Here is a 16,929-nt window from a genome sequence, read left to right on the forward strand (position 1 = left end):
ATGCTCGCCGCGAGCCTAGCTAGAGCAAGACCGTCTTTTGCGGACTTGCTCCGCTGAAAAAAATAAGAGCAAATTCACCCCTTTGCCAACACGTAGAAGCCGACATCAATCGTACCCTTCCTGAAGCCAGCCTCACAGTAGCTGAGGTAGTATTCCCAAAGACGATGGAAGCGCTTTGGAAAGCCCATTGCTTCAATCTGCGGCCATGATGCAATGAAGCGCTTGCGCCATTCGGCAAGTGTCTTCGCGTAATCCTGGCCGAACATTTGCGCCGAAACCGGCTTGAGATTGGCTGCTTTTGCCTGTTCGGCGATCATCTCCCTGGTCGGAAGCATGCCGCCCGGGAAAATATGGCGTTGGATGAAATCTGCTGAACGACGATAGGCTGGAAAGCGGGCCTCATCGATGGTGATCACCTGAAGTACGGCAATTCCACCTGTGCGAAGACGCTCATGCAGGGTTTTGAAATATACCGGCCAATAAGCCTCCCCAACGGCCTCCAGCATCTCGATCGAAACGATCCGATCGTAGGACCCGTCGACATCCCTGTAGTCAGCTAATTTCAGCGCGATTGTGTCGTTGAGATCTTCCCGTTCCACCCGCTCCTGCGCGAAAGCCAACTGCTCCGACGATAGCGTGACACCGGTAACCTGGGCGGCGGATTGCGCAAGCCGGACCGCGAGGGCACCCCAGCCGCAGCCGATTTCAAGCACTGTCTCACCGCCACGCAAATCCAGGAGTTCGACGATCCGTGACAGCTTGGCGTCCTGCGCCTCCGCCAGTGTCATGTCCGGGTTCGTATAAAGCGCCGACGAATACGTCATGCTCTGATCAAGCCAACACTCATAAAAGGCATTGCCAAGATCGTAGTGGAAGGAGACGTTCCGACGACTGCCTGATTTGCTGTTCGTCCGCAGGAGATGTCGGACTCGATTGGCCATCCGAACAATCTGAAATCCCGCCATTCCTCGGTCGAGCACAGCAATGTTCTGCGCTGCCAGTTCCAGCAAGCCGACAAGATCCGGGCTCGACCAGTCGCCGTCGATATAGGCCTCTGCGAAACCCAGGTCGCCATGGCTGACGAGCCGCCGGATCGCCCGCCAGCGGTGAACCACCAGTTCAGCCGAAGCTCCCGGTCGTTTCCCGAAATGCTCGACCCGATCCGAGGAAGGAAGCACCACCGTGATATGGCCGAACTCGATCTGCGCGATCATTCGGCGCAGGAGGTGGGTGACGAGATTTTCTCTTGGCCGATTGATACTGCCGAATACTCGCGTTTTGCTATCGAATACCATTCGCGGAGTTCTTCTCTGGATGATTGACCGCGGGCATGGCTGCATGCCCCAGTGTTACGGGCTGGGCGGGCGGAGAAGGTCTGTGGTTGAGGCGAACCCCCTTTAGCCAGAGAAGCACCGCTTCCCAATGGATGCCCGCGACGACCTTGAACGTCATGAGTGGATAGGCGACGAAGGCGCGTGCGAGCGAAGCGTCGGTCAATTCTTGTCGGGTGGCGACGAGCTTGGCGACGATCAGGGGCCCAGCCGTGTCACCGCCGATGACCGAAACCGACAACTCCTTATCTGGCGGCACGACCCGGAAGGTGTAGTCCATATCAGTTGTCAGGAATGGCGAGACAAAGAGAGATTTTCGGCTTTCCTGCCGGATCGGAGCTTTCACGCCTGATGGCACGGGGATGAGATAATTGTGACGTTGCCCGAACGTATTATTGACCTCGTAACAGATCGCGGAAAGCGATTGATCACGCCTGTGGCAGAAATAGATACTGAGCGGGTTGAACGCATATCCCAGGATGCGCGGCATCGCGAGAAGTCGGATCGGACCACCGAAATCCAATCCGGCCTCCTGCAAATGTCGCTCAATCCCATCGCGAAGCGATATTGCCTCTGTCCCGCCGTGATCACGATCGTGGAAGCTGAAGAGATTGAACCGATTGCGCGAGAACAAGCGGAGCTTATGCGCCAAAGCGTCGATTTCATCGAGGTCAAGCAGCAGGTAGAAGATGCTGTAGCGCAGGCTGTGCTGCTTTGGCCGCAGCCTGCGATGCATCACCGAGCCCCTATAAAGAGCCGACTGGAAGCCTGACATCAGGCGGCCTCGATGAGATCGGGAGCCCATGGGGCCTGGTTGACATGGATGCGCCCCGATTCGTCGGGAACCGACCACGGACGCCGGACGCCGCCGAGAGCCTCGGCCACGGCGAGACCCGCCTGCAGCCCGTCCTCGTGAAAGCCGGCGCCGAAATAAGCGCCACAGAACCAGGTGTTGCGCGAACCCTGCAGCGACCAAAGCTGCTGTTGCGCATCCATCGCGCGCACATCGAAACGGGGATGACTGTAACGCATCTGCTTCAGAATCGCGCTCTGCGCAATCTCTCTGTGGGGGTTGAGCGTGACGAACAATGGCTGTTCGCTCCTCATATTCTGGAGACGATTCATCCAGTAGGTGACCGCCAGCTTACGCCCGTCGCCATTACCGCTCGTCATGTAGTTCCAGCTGGACCAGACCCGTGGTCTCCGCGGCATGAGGTGCTTATCGGAGTGAAGAACCGCCTCATTGCTGATGTAGTCGAATGATCCAAGCAAACGCTGTTCCTCGCTGCTCGGATCGCCTAGCAGTTGCAGGGCCTGGTCTGCGTGGGTCGCGATGACGACCTGATCGAAATGACGGGGATGACCGTCATCACCGATGATTTCGACGCCCTTCGTGGAGCGCATGATCGTTCTTATCTTTGAATTCGCAACCACCTCGGGGATGGCGTCGGCGAGCACGCGCACATAGGCGCGACTGCCACCGGCCACGGTCATCCAGGCCGGACGGGCATATAGCTTGAGCAGCCCATGGGTTTCGCAGAACCTGATGAACGATGCGGCGGGATAGGCACCGATCTGCGCAGCCGGCGTCGACCAGATGGCCGCGGCCATCGGATAAAGGTGGTCATTCCGGAACCCTTCGCCGTATCCCGCCGCGTCGAGATATGCATCGAGCGTCATCGCACCCAGCGCCGCAATGTCGCGCGGCGCCTCACGATAGAACCGCAGGAGATCGCGCAGCATCAGCCAAAATCGTGGACTGATCGCGTTTCGACCCTGCGCGAACAGACCCGACAGACCCGAGCCCGAATATTCGAGCCGGCCATCGTCGAGCGATACGGCAAACGACATGTCGGATTGCTGCGTGGCGACGCCGAGATGATCGAGCATCGCTGTCAGATTTGGGTAGGTCGCCGCGTTGAACACGATGAAACCGGTATCGACGGCGACACCCGCGGCATCCACGGTGTGGCTATGTCCGCCAAGCCGGCCATCCGCTTCAAACAGGACAACCCGGTGCCGCTTCGACATAAGCCATGCGGCGGAGAGGCCGGAAATGCCGCTCCCGACAACGGCGATATCAAGGGCTTTGTCGGATTCCCGCCTACCCTCGACCCATGCGTTCAGGCCGGCAACTGGGAACTTTCCGGTCAAATGATTTCCCTCCGCGCATCAAACTGCCAGTATTTACGGAACCCGATGCGCGATAGATCACCCGAGGCGTGATCCGATTGCGGGGGCGAGGCGTATGAAGGGCAAATGGATGTTGCAAGCTCCCATCTCGACAACAGGCAATCCTGGCAGGCCCGTCCGGCAGCGAGGTTCATTGTTTTGAACGAGGCCAGACAAGAAGAGACAATTCCCTCTCCGGGGGAGTTGATCCGCCTGATAGAAGCCGTCGCGCGGGAGCGGGATCGGAACGCGTTCAAGCGGCTCTTCACCTATTTCGCGCCGCGCGTGAAGAGCTTTCTTTTGCGCTCGGGTCTCGCGGATCCGCTAGCCGAGGACGTGACGCAGGAAGTCATGATCGCGATATGGCACAAGGCATCCTACTTCGATCCCCGCCAAGCGGGCGTGTCGACATGGGTGTTCACGATCGCTCGGAACCAAAGGATCGACCGTCTGCGCCGCATGCGTTCCCGGCCCGGGGACATTCTCGTCGATCCGAGCGATAGGCCCGACGTGTCACCATCGAGCGAAGACATCGCCATTGTCGAAGAACGCGAAGAAGGTGTGCGGAAGGCATTGAGCAGTCTCCCCACCGAACAGGCAACCATCGTTAGGCTGTCATTCTTTGCCGAGAAGCCCCATGCCGAGATTGCTCGCGAGTTGGGAATCCCGCTCGGCACCGTCAAATCTCGTGTCCGGCTCGCTCTGAACCGGCTAAGGACACTATTGGACAACGATTGATGAGGATAAACCATCATCCCAGCGACGAAACGCTCGCGCGCTTTGCGGCGGGAACCTTGAGCGCCGGACCTGCGCTCGTCGTATCCGTCCATTTGGAAGGTTGTCCGGTTTGCCGCGATCGACTGGGACGCTTCGAGGCCGTGGGCGGCGCCATGCTGGACGACATGCCGCCGGCTCCGCTTGCCGCTGACCTGTTCGGACGCACGATGGAACGTCTCGCCATCGCGCAGCCCTCGCCGGCAAGACGGCCCTTTACACGACGGCAATCGGCGTTGGGCTTCGAACTTCCCAAGGCCATGCGGGACTGTGAGATAGGTCCATGGCGATGGCTCGGCCCGGGGTTCAGGTGGAGCAAGGTCAGGATCGCCGGCAGCCCGGACGCGAAGGTTATGCTGCTGAAGGGGCGCGCCGGTCTCCATCTCCCGGCGCATGGCCACTCCGGCCGGGAATTCATGCAGATCCTGTCCGGATCGCTCTCGGACGAACGCGGCCGGTATGTCCCGGGGGACCTCGACGAGGCTGATGACGACGTCGATCACCGTCCGGTCGTGGGCCGCGAAGCGGATTGCATCTGCCTGGCCGCCCTGGAGGGCGACACGCGCCTTCACGGACTTCTTGGGCGCCTTTTGCGCCCGCTCGTAGGCTTCTGACCGAGGTCCTCGATGGCATCGTTCAGCACTGCCGTTCAAGATGTCACGGGCGCATGAAGATCATCCTCCTGGCACCCCTTCTCAAAGATGTCGCGGGCGTCGCCCTGAAACAAAGCACGCCGGCCCGCGTCACATTTTGACGACCATGGAGAACAGCGTCTCATGACCGGTGTCGTCGCAATCGTCGGGGTCGCGATATGTCTTTCGGCAACCATGGCATGGGCCTGGCTGATGGCGCTGTGGACAGGCCGCTCCGGCTGGATTGACGCGATCTGGTCCTTCGCGACCGGGCTATTCGGCGCGGCATTGGCACTCATTCCGATGGGTGACGACGCACTCACGCACCGTCAGTTGCTTGTGGCAGCTATGGCGCTGTTCTGGTCGTTACGTCTCGGCATCCACATCACGATGCGCACGCTCAGCGGCGGCGAAGATCCGCGCTACACGCAGTTGCGTGTGGAATGGGGTCGAGGGTACAAGGCGCGCCTGTTCTGGTTTCTGCAGATCCAGGCCCTGGCGGCGCTCGTTCTGGCCTTGTCGATCATGATCGCCGCGCGCAACCCGATGCCGGGTCTTACCCTCAGCGACGGAACGGGCGTGGCCTTGCTCGCGGCGGCCATCATGGGCGAGGCAGTCGCCGATCGCCAGCTTTCCAGATTTCGCTCCGATCCACTCAATACGGGCAAGATTTGCGACACCGGGCTTTGGCGATACACGCGCCACCCGAACTACGTCTTCGAGTGGCTCGTTTGGGTTGCCTATGCGGTCATTGCGATCGATCTGACAGGCAATTACCCCCAGGGCTGGCTGGCGTTCGCCGGGCCGCTCTTGATGTACTGGCTTCTCGTCCACGCCTCCGGGATTCCGCCCCTCGAAGCGCATATGGTGCGCTCCCGCGGCGATGCCTTCCGCGCCTATCAGCGACGCGTGAACGCATTCTGGCCGGGTCTCCCGAAAGGGGATGGTGCCTCCCAAGACAATGGAGATTCACGATGAGCCTTATTGCCTCGGCCATACGCGCCGCCGAACGCACCCCCCTCCCCGATTCCCTCGCGCGCATGGGTATAGACTTCCTCGTCGGCCGCACGAAAAGGAAACTTGCCGCCCAATCGGATCGACAGGATGACGACTTTGCGCGCGCCATGGCCGCCTATCCCGTCGCCGCGTTCACTGAAGCGGCGAACGCACAACATTACGAACTGCCGCCCGAATTTTTCGCCCTCACGCTGGGGCCGGCCCGCAAATACTCCTGTTGCCTCTATCCCGAAGGGCGCGAGACGTTGGATGAGGCCGAGCGTCTCGCGCTGGAAGAAACGATCGCGCACGCTGATCTCACGGATGGGCATTCGATACTGGAGCTCGGCTGCGGCTGGGGATCGCTCACATTGTTCATGGCCGAGCGTTACCCCCGTTCGACCATCACCGCTGTCTCGAATGCCAAGCCCCAGCGGCTTTACATCGAGGCGCAAGCGCGCGCGCGGGGCCTCGACAACATCCGCGTGGTGACCGCCGACATGAACGCGTTCACGCCCGACAGGGTCTATGACAGAGTTGTATCGGTCGAGATGTTTGAACACATGTCGAACTGGCGGGTTTTACTCGCGCGCATCAAGACGTGGCTTGTTCCGGAGCAGGGCCGGCTGTTCATTCACGTCTTCAGCCACAGGCACAGTCCCTATCGCTTCGACCACCGGAATGACGCGGACTGGATCGCCCAGCATTTCTTCACCGGCGGGATCATGCCGAGTCATGGGCTCATCCGGCATTTTCCCGACTGCTTCACCCTTGAGAAGGACTGGCGCTGGAGCGGGCTTCACTACCAGAAGACGGCCCTGGATTGGCTGGCGCGCTTCGATGCGGAACGTTCGCAGATCGATCAAATCCTCAATGAGGTCTATGGATCCGATGCCGCGCTCTGGCGCCAGCGCTGGCGCCTGTTCTATCTCGCCACGGCCGGACTCTTCGGTCATGCCGACGGCGAAGAATGGGGCGTGAGCCACTATCTCATGCGTCCGACATGAGAGACACGAAGTCCCCGATCTTCATCCGAAAGGCCTGGGGACGGGTTGCGGCCTATGCTGACCATTCTGACCCGATGGTGGCTGCATGCAATCTGATTGCTTTGGTCGTCGCCTCGAACCAGCCCTTCTATCCGCTCTATGTCTTCTGGATGGTTAGCGATCATGTCTGGCCAACCTTTTTTACCTTCCTGTCAACGCCATTATTCCTCGCGGTGCCAGCGCTGGCCAGACGATGGCCCGTCGCCGGCCGGGCGCTTCTCCCCATCGCCGGGTTGAGCAACACGGTTGTAAGCGCCAAGGTATTTGGCCCCGCGTCCGGGGTGGAAATATTCCTCATTCCTTGCGCGCTGATTTCCGCGATCTTCTTCAGGAGCTCTGAAAGGCAAATCTCGTTCTTACTGATTGGAGCTACGTTGCTCATATATTTCGGGCTGCACGGTCTTTATGGAACACCGGCCCACCTCTACTCCCCAACGGAATACTTCAGCTTTTCGAGGCTGAATGCGATGAGCGCGGCAACGCTCACGATTTTCATAGGGCTGATCGCGTCGGGATTGATCAGCCAGATCAAGACGCGGACGTGAAAGCCCGTGTGATGAGAAAGCCTGTCGTCGCCGCCAGTGCCGTCAGGAAAGTCCCCCAGGACAGGTCGACGATGGTCACGATAACCGGCCAGTTCCGCAATGTCGCCTGATTGGTCAGATCATAGGTCGCATAGGCAAAAAGCCCGAGCATTGCCCCATACACAGTCGCTGTCGACCAGCGACCGGTCGCGAAGGCAGGAGCGATAGCGAAAACGACAATACCACCGATGTAGATAACATAAAAAAGTATTGCCGGGATGAGCCTGAAACCTTCCAACAACATTTCGCCCATCAGTGGTCTGTAGAAACGCTGCGCGGCAACGGTCAACCAAATCGCATCGATGACGAGGAATACCAACCCGGTTGCCATGTAGGCAAGACCATAGGATTTCAAGTAATTATCCTTTCAGCGCCTGAGATCGATTAACATACGTGCTCCCGTAACGGTTGGATCACAGAAGGGTGAAAAACCCGGTCGGTCGTCATGGCTGGCGATCTCGTCTGCGCGGGCGAGCGCGCATACCGCGCATGGAACAGGTGATCCGAGCCGGCCGCGCCTGCGTAGCCATCTGCACGGCAATGGAAAATCTGAGGGATCGCAAGCCATGCTAAAGGCTGCCGCAGCGTTCTGTAGCCTCGCGATTGTGGGATGCGCCGCCTTGGCCGCCCAGGAACGCAGTCCGAACGGCGTTTGGTTGCGGGATGATGGCAATGCGCGTGTGAGGATCGCCTCATGCGGATCGAACCTTTGTGCCACCAATCTCTGGATCAAGGACACGAGCAAGGGCGAGGAGGTCGGTGACAAGCTCATCATGTCGCTCGATCGCCAGTCGGACGGCATATTGACCGGTACGGCCTTTGATCCGAAACGAAACCGGACCTATGACATCACCGTCATCGTCAGCGGAAACACCCTCAAGACGCGCGGGTGCATTTTGGCCGGCTTGCTCTGTCGGGATGTGAACTGGACGCCGGCAGGCGGCGGCTAAAATGCAGATGCGTCCAATAAGGTGCAGCTTGTCTGACCTGTCATCCACCGGCGCGGTCGGCGCAAGTCCCACGAGGGTCATGTGCAGTGCGGCCCTGTCCTGGCGGCGTAGATCGACAGCCTCGCACGGGCCGGGCCGGACATGCTTGACCCAAGCGGACTGCCGTTGACCGATCACGTTTAGGGGCATCACGCATTTGGATGCGAGCCGCGCTGCCTGTCCCAATAGGTCAAGTGATTGTCCTTCCCGGTCAAGCGCGTCAACGGAGACCGAGGTTCACTGATGGTGGTAGGCCATCGGTTCGGCTGCGAGGAGGTCTCGAAGCCGGCTCATTTGGCCTGCCGTCCTGACGACGCTCTACTCTGACCCTCGGAGGATCGTGGACATGAAAGCGCCGCCACTCGCTCTTTCTCTTGCCGCCGCCAGCATGCTTGCGGTTTCCGTAGCCCAAGCCCAGCAGACCACCGGCTCGCCGGCTGCCACGACCACCATCGACGGCAGATATCTACCGAATCCGCCGCAGCCGTTCAGGGGCGACATTCAGACGAACGCGGCGCAGTCCAAGCCCTCCTGGCCGGCCCGGATCGTCCCGCCCCAGGGCGCTCCGAACATCCTCCTGATCATGACCGACGACGTCGGCTTTTCGGCGCCATCTACGTTTGGCGGGGTAATTCCGACGCCTGCACTGGACGGTGTCGCCGCCCAAGGGCTGCGCTACACCCGTTTTCACACGACGGCGCTATGCTCCCCGACGCGGGCCGCGCTGCTGACCGGCCGCAACCATCACTCGGTGGCAACCGGTGTCGTCGTCGACCAGGCGACGGGTTATCCCGGTTACAACAGCGTGATCCCGCGCGACGCCGTCGCGATCGGCGAGACCCTGCGGCAAAACGGCTACGACACATCGTGGTACGGCAAAGACCACAACGTGCCGCAATGGGAGGCGAGCCAGGCCGGCCCGTTCCACAACTGGCCGACCGGGCCCGTCAAGGGCTTCGACTACTATTACGGCTTCATCGGCGACGACACGAGCCAATGGCAGCCGAACAATCTGTTCCGCAACACCACCCCCATCGAGCCCTATCTTGGCAACCCCGGCTGGAACCTGATTACCGCGCAGGCCGATGAGGCCATCGCGCGTATCAACATGCTGAACGACGTCCAACCCGACCGTCCGTTCATGATCTACTATGCGCCCGGCGGCACCCACTCACCGCATCATCCGACCAAGGAATGGGTGGACAAGATCAGCGCGATGCACCTGTTCGACGAGGGCTGGAACAAGCTGCGGGACAAGATTTTTGACAATCAGAAGAAGCTTGGCGTCATTCCAGCGGATGCCGAACTTACCGCCTGGCCGGACAATATTCCCGCCTGGGATTCGCTTTCGGCCGACGCCAAGAAGCTCTTCATCCGCCAGGCCGATATCTACGCCGCCTATCTGGCCTATACCGACCATGAGATTGGCCGCGTGATCCAGGCCATCGGCGACGCCGGCAAGCAAGACAACACGCTCGTCATCTACATCAGCGGCGACAACGGCGCGAGCCCCGAGGGTACGCTCAACGGCCTGTTCAACGAGTTCGCCGTAGCCAACGCCGTGAACCCGACCGTGGACCAGAACATGCGGTTCTACGATGCCTGGGGCACCGATCAAACCTATCCACATTTCGCGGTGGGCTGGGCCTGGGCCTGGGCGACGCCCTATCAGTGGACCAAGGAGGTCGCCTCCCACTTCGGCGGCACCCGCAACGGCATGGCGATGTCCTGGCCCGCCCGGATCAAGGACGCCGGCGGCATCCGCCATCAGTTCCACCATGTGATCGACATCGTGCCGACCATCCTGGAGGCGGCGGGCCTGCCCGAGCCGGTTTCCATCAACGGCATTGCGCAGCGTCCGATCGAGGGCGTGAGCATGGCGTACACATGGGGCGACGCGAAAGCGCCTGACCGCCGGACCACCCAGTATTTCGAGATGTTCGGCTCCCGCGCCATCTACAACGACGGCTGGGTTGCCGCAGCGCCGCCGGTGCAGGCGCCCTGGATCCTCACCCTCGCCCAGCCACCGGCCGATGTCATGAACGGCTTCAAGTGGGAACTGTACGACACCAACAAGGACTGGACCCAGGCACACGACCTCGCTGCCTCCATGCCGGACAAGCTGCGCGACATGCAGCAATTGTTCACGTTGGAGGCCACCAAGTATCGGGTGTTCCCGCTCGATGACAGCCGCCTCGCCAGGTTCATCTCGGAGAAGCCGAGCTTCACGCCCGGCCGCCGCGAGTTCACCTATTCCGGCCGGGTGATGAACGTGCCATTCCCCGATACCGGCTCGGCGCCGAGCCTGCTCAACCGTTCCTACACCATAACGGCCGAAATCGACGTACCCGCCGGCGGCGCCGATGGCATGCTGATGACCGATGGCGGCCGGTTCGCCGGCTACGGCTTCTATTTGCTCAAGGGTGTGCCGGTATTCACTTGGAACCTGATCGATCTGGAGCGCGTCAAATGGCAGGGCAAAATGGCGCTCGCACCGGGCAAGCACACGCTGGAGTTTGACTGGAAGTACGATGGCGGCGGCCTTGGCAAAGGCGGCACCGGGACGTTGAAAGTGGACGGCGTGGCAGTCGATAGCCATCCCATGCCGAAGAGCCTGCCGATCACGCTCGCCTGGGATGAAACGTTCAACGTCGGAATCGACACGGGTACGCCGGTGGACGACAAGGACTATTCGGTGCCTTTCCCCTTCACCGGCAAGATCGACAAGCTGACGGTCAAGCTCGAGCCGCCGCGGCTTTAAGCTGACAACGCAGGCGGGCGCCGGGAAGCACCCGCCTCGATTGCACATGGCCTTCTGCCAGGCGACCCGGATCGATCACTTGCCCGTTGCGAGACCGATCCGGCGAGATCTTATCAATCCTCGCTGAAGATCTCGTCCCGCCGGCGCCAGATATTGGGAGCGACGAAGCTCGCGATCAGGAGCAGCGTCGCGAGGAGGAAGCACGCGCTGATCGGCCGAACGGCGAAGATCGTGAGGTCACCCCGGGCGATGATCATCGCACGCCGGAAATTCTCTTCGAGCATCGGCCCCAGGATGAAGCCCATGATCAGCGGTGCGACTGGGCAGCCGTAGCGTAGCAGGAGAAAGCCAAAGGCCCCGAAGCCCGCGGCCAGCATCACATCGAAGGTCGAGTTGCCAACGCCATAGGCACCGATGCAGCAGAAGAGCAGGATAGCGGGAAACAGCGTGGCATGGGGGATGGCCAGGAGGCGGACCCATAGCCCGATCAGTGGCAGATTGATGACGAGCAGCATGACATTGCCCACCCACATGCTGGCGATCAGCCCCCAGACGAGATCCGGGCGTGTCGTCATCACCTGCGGGCCCGGCGATATGCCTTGCATCATGAGTGCACCGACCATCACGGCCATGATGGCATTGGAGGGAATGCCCAGGGTCAGCATGGGAATGAAGGAGGTTTGCGCCCCCGCATTGTTGGCGGCTTCGGGGGCAGCGACGCCTTCGATGGCACCCCGGCCGAAGCGTTCCGGGTGACGCGATACCTTCTTCTCCACCGCGTAGGCTGCAAAGGACGACAGGAGGGCTCCACCCCCCGGCAAGATGCCGAGTAACGCGCCAATTCCAGTGCCGCGCAAAGCTGGCGCCCATGCCGCGCGGACATCGCTGCGAGATGGCCAGATGCTGGAGATCTTCGCGGCGGCTGCCGATTCCGACGGCGGCCCTTTTGTCAGGTTCGCCATTATATCGGCGATCCCGAAAAGACCTATTGCGAGGGCGACAAAGCTGATTCCCCCCATCAAAGGCGGCAACCCGAACGTGTAGCGCTGGACCCCGGAATTGATATCAAGCCCGACGAGCCCCAGGAGTATGCCGACGAGGACCATACCGACGGATTTCATCATGGAGCCACTGGAGAGCGCGGTGGCCCCGACCAGGCCAAACAGCATGAGCGCAAAGTAATCGGCGGGTCCGAACATAAGCGCCAATTGCGATAGCGGCAGCGACAGGGTCGCGATGATCAGTGTCGCGATCGTACCTGCAGCAAATGACGCGTAGGCCGCCGTCGCCAGAGCCACACCGGCACGCCCCTGACGGGCCATCTGATGGCCATCGATACAAGTCACCGCTGCCGAGCTCTCGCCCGGCAGGTTGACAAGGATCGCCGTTGTCGAGCCGCCGTATTGCGCGCCGTAGTAAATGCCCGCGAGCATGATCAGCGCCGATTCCGCCGGGAAATGGAAGGTGATCGGCAGGAGAATGGCAAGTGTTGCCAGCGGCCCAAGTCCAGGCAACACGCCAATCAGCGTACCGACGAGGCATCCCACGAAGGCAAGCGCGAGGTTGGACGGCTGCAGCGCCACGGCGAAGCCGACCAGAAGGTTATCGATGAGGGTCATTGCAGCACCGTGGGGAACACGGCGAGCGGCATGTCGAGCAAGGCCACGAACAACAGGCACGCGCCCGCGGCAAGCACGACGGCGACAAGCGTGGTGCGCAGCCAGTCGTCACGCCGGCACCCGGCGGCAGCGGTCAGCACAGCGGCCAGCGAAGCCAGTGCAAGCCCCAGCGGCTCGATCATCAGGCCGAAGACCACGACGGCAAGGATGGGCATGGCTATGGCGCGGGGACGGAGCGGCGGCAATCTCTGGCCGTCCAGTCGGAGCCCGCGCAACGCCAGGACCGCGCCCGTCGCGGCCAACATGCCGGCGACATAGCGCGGAAGATATCCCGGACCCATCTGCGCGAGGGCGCCATGGTGGAGATCCTGCGCGAAAAAGAGGAAACCGCCCGCAACGGCGATCATAAGAACGCCGGCGCCCAGATCCTCAGGGCTGCGTATCCCACGTATCATCACCCCTCCCCCGCACGTCCGGCACTTCTCCGGAAGTGGAAATTTTTTCCGTTTTTAGGAATGCGCGATGGCGCGCACACACGACAGATTGGCAATCCCAATCTTGCGCAATCATTACACTTGCCATTATGCCGGGAGTGATGTTCATTTGCAATAAAAATGGAATTATATTCGGCTTTTAACACTGGGAGGACGACATGCATCGGATTCTGGCTCGACTTCACATGACGCGATGGCGCTTTGCACCGGCACTCGCCGCGCTCCTGGCTTGCGGCGCTGCGCCGGCGAATGCGAAAGATTTTCCAACGCGGCCGGTGACCATCTCGATCGGCTATTCGGCCGGTGGCACCGTGGATATCGCAGCCCGCATCATCGCCGACGATCTCACGAAAAGACTTGGTCAGCGCTTTCTGGTCGACAATCGCCCGGGTGCGAGCGGCATGGTTTCCGCCGACTACGTCGCCCGTGCCAAACCCGACGGCTACACCCTCGGCATGATCACCACGTCGCAGCTCGGCACCAATCCGCATCTCTACAGCAAGATCGCCTACAAGGCCGCGGACTTCAGCCCGATAGGCATCGCGGTGAAGGCTCCGATTGCACTTGCGGTTGCCAATGCCGTCCCCGCCAAAACGATTGCCGAGTTCCAGAGCTATGCCCGGCAGCACGGCGCGACGATGACCTACGGCTCCTTCGGCCTTGGAACCAATGCTCAACTTGTCACGGAAGTGATGAGCGACAGTCTTGGGATCAAGATGCAGCACGCGCCCTACGTCCAAGGGGCGATGGCGCGGACCGATCTTGCCTCGGGGACGATCCAGGCGCTTGTCGATTCGGTCGCGACCCTCACGCCTCTGCACAACGGCGGCCAGGTTCGCGTGATCGGCAATTTCGACGAAACGCGCTCCGCCACGCTTCCCGACGTCCCAACCTTCAAGGAAGCGGGCTTCCCCGATCTCGTGGCCTACACCTGGATCGGCCTGCTGGCGCCGGCCGGCGTGCCGGAAGCCACGGTGGAGACATTGAGCTCCGCGCTCAAGGCATCTCTCGCGGAGCCCGCGGTGAAGAAGCGCCTCGAGGATGCCGGCTTCGTCGTGACCTGGTCCTCGCCCGCGGCAATGGCGGCCGAGATTACGCGCGACTTCAACCGCTGGGGACCGGTCGTCAAGCGCCTCGGCATCAAGCTTGACTGACACTCAGCTCTTGGCTGTCCCCGGTCGCGGTTTACGCCGCGGGCGGGGCGGCTCCACAGGCCCCAGAAGTGTCATCGCACGATCGATAACGGAGCCCGTCGCCTTCATCAGATCGCGCGGGCGCCGATAGATCAACCAGGTAATGATGAGCTGGTTGACGCTGCCGTTCAGGATCGTCGCTGTCTCGTAGGGATTGTGGCCGGCTGGCCATTCGCCCGCCGCCTCCCCCTGGCGGATAAGGTGGACGATGATGCGCGCATAGTCGTCGATCGCGTGGCGAACGGTGGTCTCCCCGACCAGAACGCTTGGCCAGATTTCCAGATACAACGTGCGCGACCACTCGGGATTCCGGCGGGCAAAATCAGCGGCCAGCCAGAGATAAAGCCTCAGGCGTTCACGAGCCGTCGTCTTGCCGGCAACGGCTTCGGCATATTCGCTGTAGAAGCGGCCAAAAACACTGAGCGGCACCGCATAGGCCAGCTCCTCCTTGCCCGGGTAGTACTCGTAGATCGAAGAGACCGGCATGCCGGCTTCCGAGGCGATATCGCCGATCCGCGCTCGCGAGATGCCATCACGTGCGAAAACACGCAAGGCGGCGCGTAGAATCTCCTGCTCCCGGCGCTTGGATCGATCTTGTTTACGCTCACCTGTCTCACCACTCCACCGGTTGACGATGTCAGCCAGGAAGTCCTCCCAGGGAATGGGCGTCTCGACCGGCCTGCCGGCCTCGTTTGCTTTCTTCAGCATAGCCCTGTTTGCTCAAAGACCTCTTGAAACCGGGCAAATCACCCGCTCCTCTCGGAGCCCGGGTGGCTCCCGGCCACATTATCGTTCCGCCGAAGTTAATTCGGCAATCATCCCGAAGCAAGTTTGCGCGACGGGCAGAGGCAATCCGCCGGGATGAATCCGGCAGGCTGTCCCAAGTTCGCCATCAGCACATGAAACGACTCTCCAAGGCAAGTTGAAATCCGACTTCATTTCGTATTTTTGCCAGAGAAACGAGCGAGCGTCGGTCGAATCTTCGCGGATTGCCATAACAATCAGTGCGAGCACCTCTCCAGTCCACGGCTGGGCTCGCGTGTCGATGATCCAAAAACCGAAAATTATACGACTTTTGAGTTGACAGTCGGCGTGTTCCGGCGACATAGATTGGATCATGATCCGCTTGCCTGGTCGGTAACATTGGCCGGCCGGAAAGAAATGACGGTTCCGGGCGACCCGCATGGCGGCGCCTCCGGAACTGCAAAGGGAACGCTCATGACATTGGACCGGGTTGCCGTCGTTTCTTCGGCACAGACAGAGCTTCGCCCCGCCTGGAGCGGCGCGCAGCATATCGACCTGATCTCGGCGGTTGTGGCGCAGGTGTTCAAGGGCACCGGCCTGACGTTGGAGGACGTGGATTTCGTCTTCGATTCCGGCAGCGACGTCCTCGACGGCCGCTCCATTTCGAACTGCGGCTTTCTCGGCGCCATGGGCGCTCACCACAAAGAGGAATCCCGGGTCGAGGAAGACGGGCTTTGGGCCGCGCAGTATGGCGTGACGAAGATCGCCTCGGGTGCCGCCCGTGTGGGGCTCATCATCGCCTATTCCAAGCCGTCGGAATCCGAGACCAACGCCTTCTACGCCAGCCAGTGCGAGCCCTTCTACCAGCGCCCCGTCGGCTTCGACCACCGGGCTGCCAGCGGCCTGCAGGCCCAGCGCTACCTGGCAGACGCCGCGCTCGACCTGAGCGCGCTGGCGCGCGTCACGCACCAGCGCTGGAGCGATGCGGCACGGCATGGAAAGGTGGCAATCGACAAGGTTCCGGACGAAGCAGCGGTACTCGCCGATGTCAACGCTGCAGCGCCGCTCACCGAGCTCATGCTGTCACGGCCCCTCGATGGGGCGGTCGCCGTTCTTCTCGCGTCGGAGGATATCGCCCGGCGCGTTGCGCGCCCTCCCGTCTGGGTGACGGGGATGGGCAGCGCCAGCGACCGGCATGCCTTCGCCAGCCGGACGCCGGGACGGCTCGAAGCCTGCGAGGCGGCCGCGGCGATGGCGTTGCGCAAGGCGGGCTGGCAGGCTGCGAAGGCGGATATTGCGGAGGTCAGCGCCTCATCGGCGGCGTCAGAATTGATGGTGCTGGAAGCCCTCGGCCTCGCCAAGCAGGGCCAAGCGATTTCCCTTCTCGATAATGCCAGCACGGCGATCAATCGCTCGGGCGGTGCCCTGCCGGCCGATCCCATCATGGCCACAGGTCTCGTGCGGCTCGCCGAGGCCGCGCGGCAGCTGAGCTATCCCGCCGAGTACGGGCTGTCCGCCGCCACGTCGGCCATCGTGCACGGTGCCGGTGGCGTCGGCATGCAGTCGCACTGCGTCTTCACGTTGGAGGTCTGAT

Annotated in this window: 17 protein-coding genes; 9 read left to right on the forward strand and 8 right to left on the reverse strand. The window is 61.5% G+C overall.

Annotated elements, in window-relative coordinates; genetic code table 11:
• Window positions 1-74: 74 nt before the first annotated feature.
• The 3 genes from C7450_RS09800 to C7450_RS09810 are packed head-to-tail and all read right to left on the reverse strand — an operon-like array spanning window position 75 to window position 3,485.
• Window positions 75-1,295 carry an SAM-dependent methyltransferase gene (locus C7450_RS09800; RefSeq protein WP_110374239.1) on the reverse strand — a complete coding sequence of 407 codons (1,221 nt, stop codon included), beginning with the start codon at window positions 1,293-1,295 and terminating at the stop codon, window positions 75-77.
• The gene (locus C7450_RS09805) at window positions 1,282-2,106 is read right to left on the reverse strand and encodes a DUF1365 domain-containing protein (protein WP_110374240.1); all 825 of its coding nucleotides are present in this window, start codon (window positions 2,104-2,106) and stop codon (window positions 1,282-1,284) included. Before C7450_RS09805 ends, C7450_RS09800 begins: the two co-directional genes overlap by 14 nt.
• Entirely contained in the window at window positions 2,106-3,485 is a 1,380-nt protein-coding gene (locus C7450_RS09810) for an NAD(P)/FAD-dependent oxidoreductase (RefSeq protein WP_425351168.1), read from the reverse strand. Before C7450_RS09810 ends, C7450_RS09805 begins: the two co-directional genes overlap by 1 nt.
• A gap of 177 nt (window positions 3,486-3,662) precedes the next feature.
• Between C7450_RS09810 and C7450_RS09815 the strand changes: the two genes are divergently transcribed.
• The 5 genes from C7450_RS09815 to C7450_RS09835 all read left to right on the forward strand — a co-directional run bounded on the left by C7450_RS09815 (window position 3,663) and on the right by C7450_RS09835 (window position 7,496).
• Window positions 3,663-4,241, forward strand: a complete 579-nt coding sequence (locus tag C7450_RS09815; protein WP_210206416.1) for a sigma-70 family RNA polymerase sigma factor — start codon at window positions 3,663-3,665, stop codon at window positions 4,239-4,241.
• Window positions 4,241-4,891 (forward strand): ChrR family anti-sigma-E factor, encoded by a 651-nt coding sequence (locus C7450_RS09820; RefSeq protein WP_110374242.1) that lies wholly within the window; start codon window positions 4,241-4,243, stop codon window positions 4,889-4,891. Before C7450_RS09815 ends, C7450_RS09820 begins: the two co-directional genes overlap by 1 nt.
• A gap of 162 nt (window positions 4,892-5,053) precedes the next feature.
• The gene (locus C7450_RS09825) at window positions 5,054-5,887 is read left to right on the forward strand and encodes a DUF1295 domain-containing protein (RefSeq protein WP_110374243.1); all 834 of its coding nucleotides are present in this window, start codon (window positions 5,054-5,056) and stop codon (window positions 5,885-5,887) included.
• Window positions 5,884-6,912, forward strand: a complete 1,029-nt coding sequence (locus C7450_RS09830) for an SAM-dependent methyltransferase (protein ID WP_110374244.1) — start codon at window positions 5,884-5,886, stop codon at window positions 6,910-6,912. The genes C7450_RS09825 and C7450_RS09830 overlap by 4 nt, the downstream gene beginning before the upstream one ends.
• Entirely contained in the window at window positions 6,909-7,496 is a 588-nt protein-coding gene (locus tag C7450_RS09835; RefSeq protein ID WP_110374245.1) for a hypothetical protein, read from the forward strand. Before C7450_RS09830 ends, C7450_RS09835 begins: the two co-directional genes overlap by 4 nt.
• Here the strand turns inward: C7450_RS09835 and C7450_RS09840 are convergent.
• Entirely contained in the window at window positions 7,480-7,890 is a 411-nt protein-coding gene (locus C7450_RS09840; RefSeq protein WP_210206411.1) for a DUF2177 family protein, read from the reverse strand. The two genes, C7450_RS09835 and C7450_RS09840, sit on opposite strands and share 17 nt — an antisense overlap.
• Window positions 7,891-8,101: 211 nt before the next feature.
• Between C7450_RS09840 and C7450_RS09845 the strand changes: the two genes are divergently transcribed.
• Entirely contained in the window at window positions 8,102-8,485 is a 384-nt protein-coding gene (locus C7450_RS09845) for a DUF2147 domain-containing protein (protein ID WP_110374246.1), read from the forward strand.
• 385 nt (window positions 8,486-8,870) lie between these two features.
• Window positions 8,871-11,285 carry an arylsulfatase gene (locus C7450_RS09850; protein WP_110374247.1) on the forward strand — a complete coding sequence of 805 codons (2,415 nt, stop codon included), beginning with the start codon at window positions 8,871-8,873 and terminating at the stop codon, window positions 11,283-11,285.
• Between the two features lie 113 nt (window positions 11,286-11,398).
• On the opposite strand, the gene C7450_RS09855 is transcribed toward C7450_RS09850, so the two are convergent.
• Both C7450_RS09855 and C7450_RS09860 read right to left on the reverse strand, forming a co-directional pair.
• Window positions 11,399-12,904 (reverse strand): tripartite tricarboxylate transporter permease, encoded by a 1,506-nt coding sequence (locus tag C7450_RS09855; protein ID WP_110374248.1) that lies wholly within the window; start codon window positions 12,902-12,904, stop codon window positions 11,399-11,401.
• Window positions 12,901-13,359 carry a tripartite tricarboxylate transporter TctB family protein gene (locus tag C7450_RS09860; RefSeq protein WP_110374249.1) on the reverse strand — a complete coding sequence of 153 codons (459 nt, stop codon included), beginning with the start codon at window positions 13,357-13,359 and terminating at the stop codon, window positions 12,901-12,903. Before C7450_RS09860 ends, C7450_RS09855 begins: the two co-directional genes overlap by 4 nt.
• A 197-nt stretch (window positions 13,360-13,556) precedes the next feature.
• On the opposite strand from C7450_RS09860, the gene C7450_RS09865 reads away from it, so the two are divergent.
• Window positions 13,557-14,552, forward strand: a complete 996-nt coding sequence (locus C7450_RS09865; protein ID WP_110374250.1) for a Bug family tripartite tricarboxylate transporter substrate binding protein — start codon at window positions 13,557-13,559, stop codon at window positions 14,550-14,552.
• A gap of 3 nt (window positions 14,553-14,555) precedes the next feature.
• On the opposite strand, the gene C7450_RS09870 is transcribed toward C7450_RS09865, so the two are convergent.
• Window positions 14,556-15,299, reverse strand: a complete 744-nt coding sequence (locus C7450_RS09870; protein ID WP_110374251.1) for a TetR/AcrR family transcriptional regulator — start codon at window positions 15,297-15,299, stop codon at window positions 14,556-14,558.
• A gap of 78 nt (window positions 15,300-15,377) precedes the next feature.
• The gene (locus tag C7450_RS33515) at window positions 15,378-15,776 is read right to left on the reverse strand and encodes a hypothetical protein (RefSeq protein ID WP_146227308.1); all 399 of its coding nucleotides are present in this window, start codon (window positions 15,774-15,776) and stop codon (window positions 15,378-15,380) included.
• Window positions 15,777-15,809: 33 nt separating this feature from the next.
• Between C7450_RS33515 and C7450_RS09875 the strand changes: the two genes are divergently transcribed.
• Window positions 15,810-16,928: a thiolase C-terminal domain-containing protein gene (locus C7450_RS09875; RefSeq protein ID WP_110374314.1), complete on the forward strand. Its 1,119-nt coding sequence runs from the start codon at window positions 15,810-15,812 to the stop codon at window positions 16,926-16,928.
• The last annotated feature ends 1 nt before the right edge of the window (window position 16,929 follow it).

The organism is Chelatococcus asaccharovorans (assembly GCF_003201475.1).
GTDB lineage: Bacteria > Pseudomonadota > Alphaproteobacteria > Rhizobiales > Beijerinckiaceae > Chelatococcus > Chelatococcus asaccharovorans.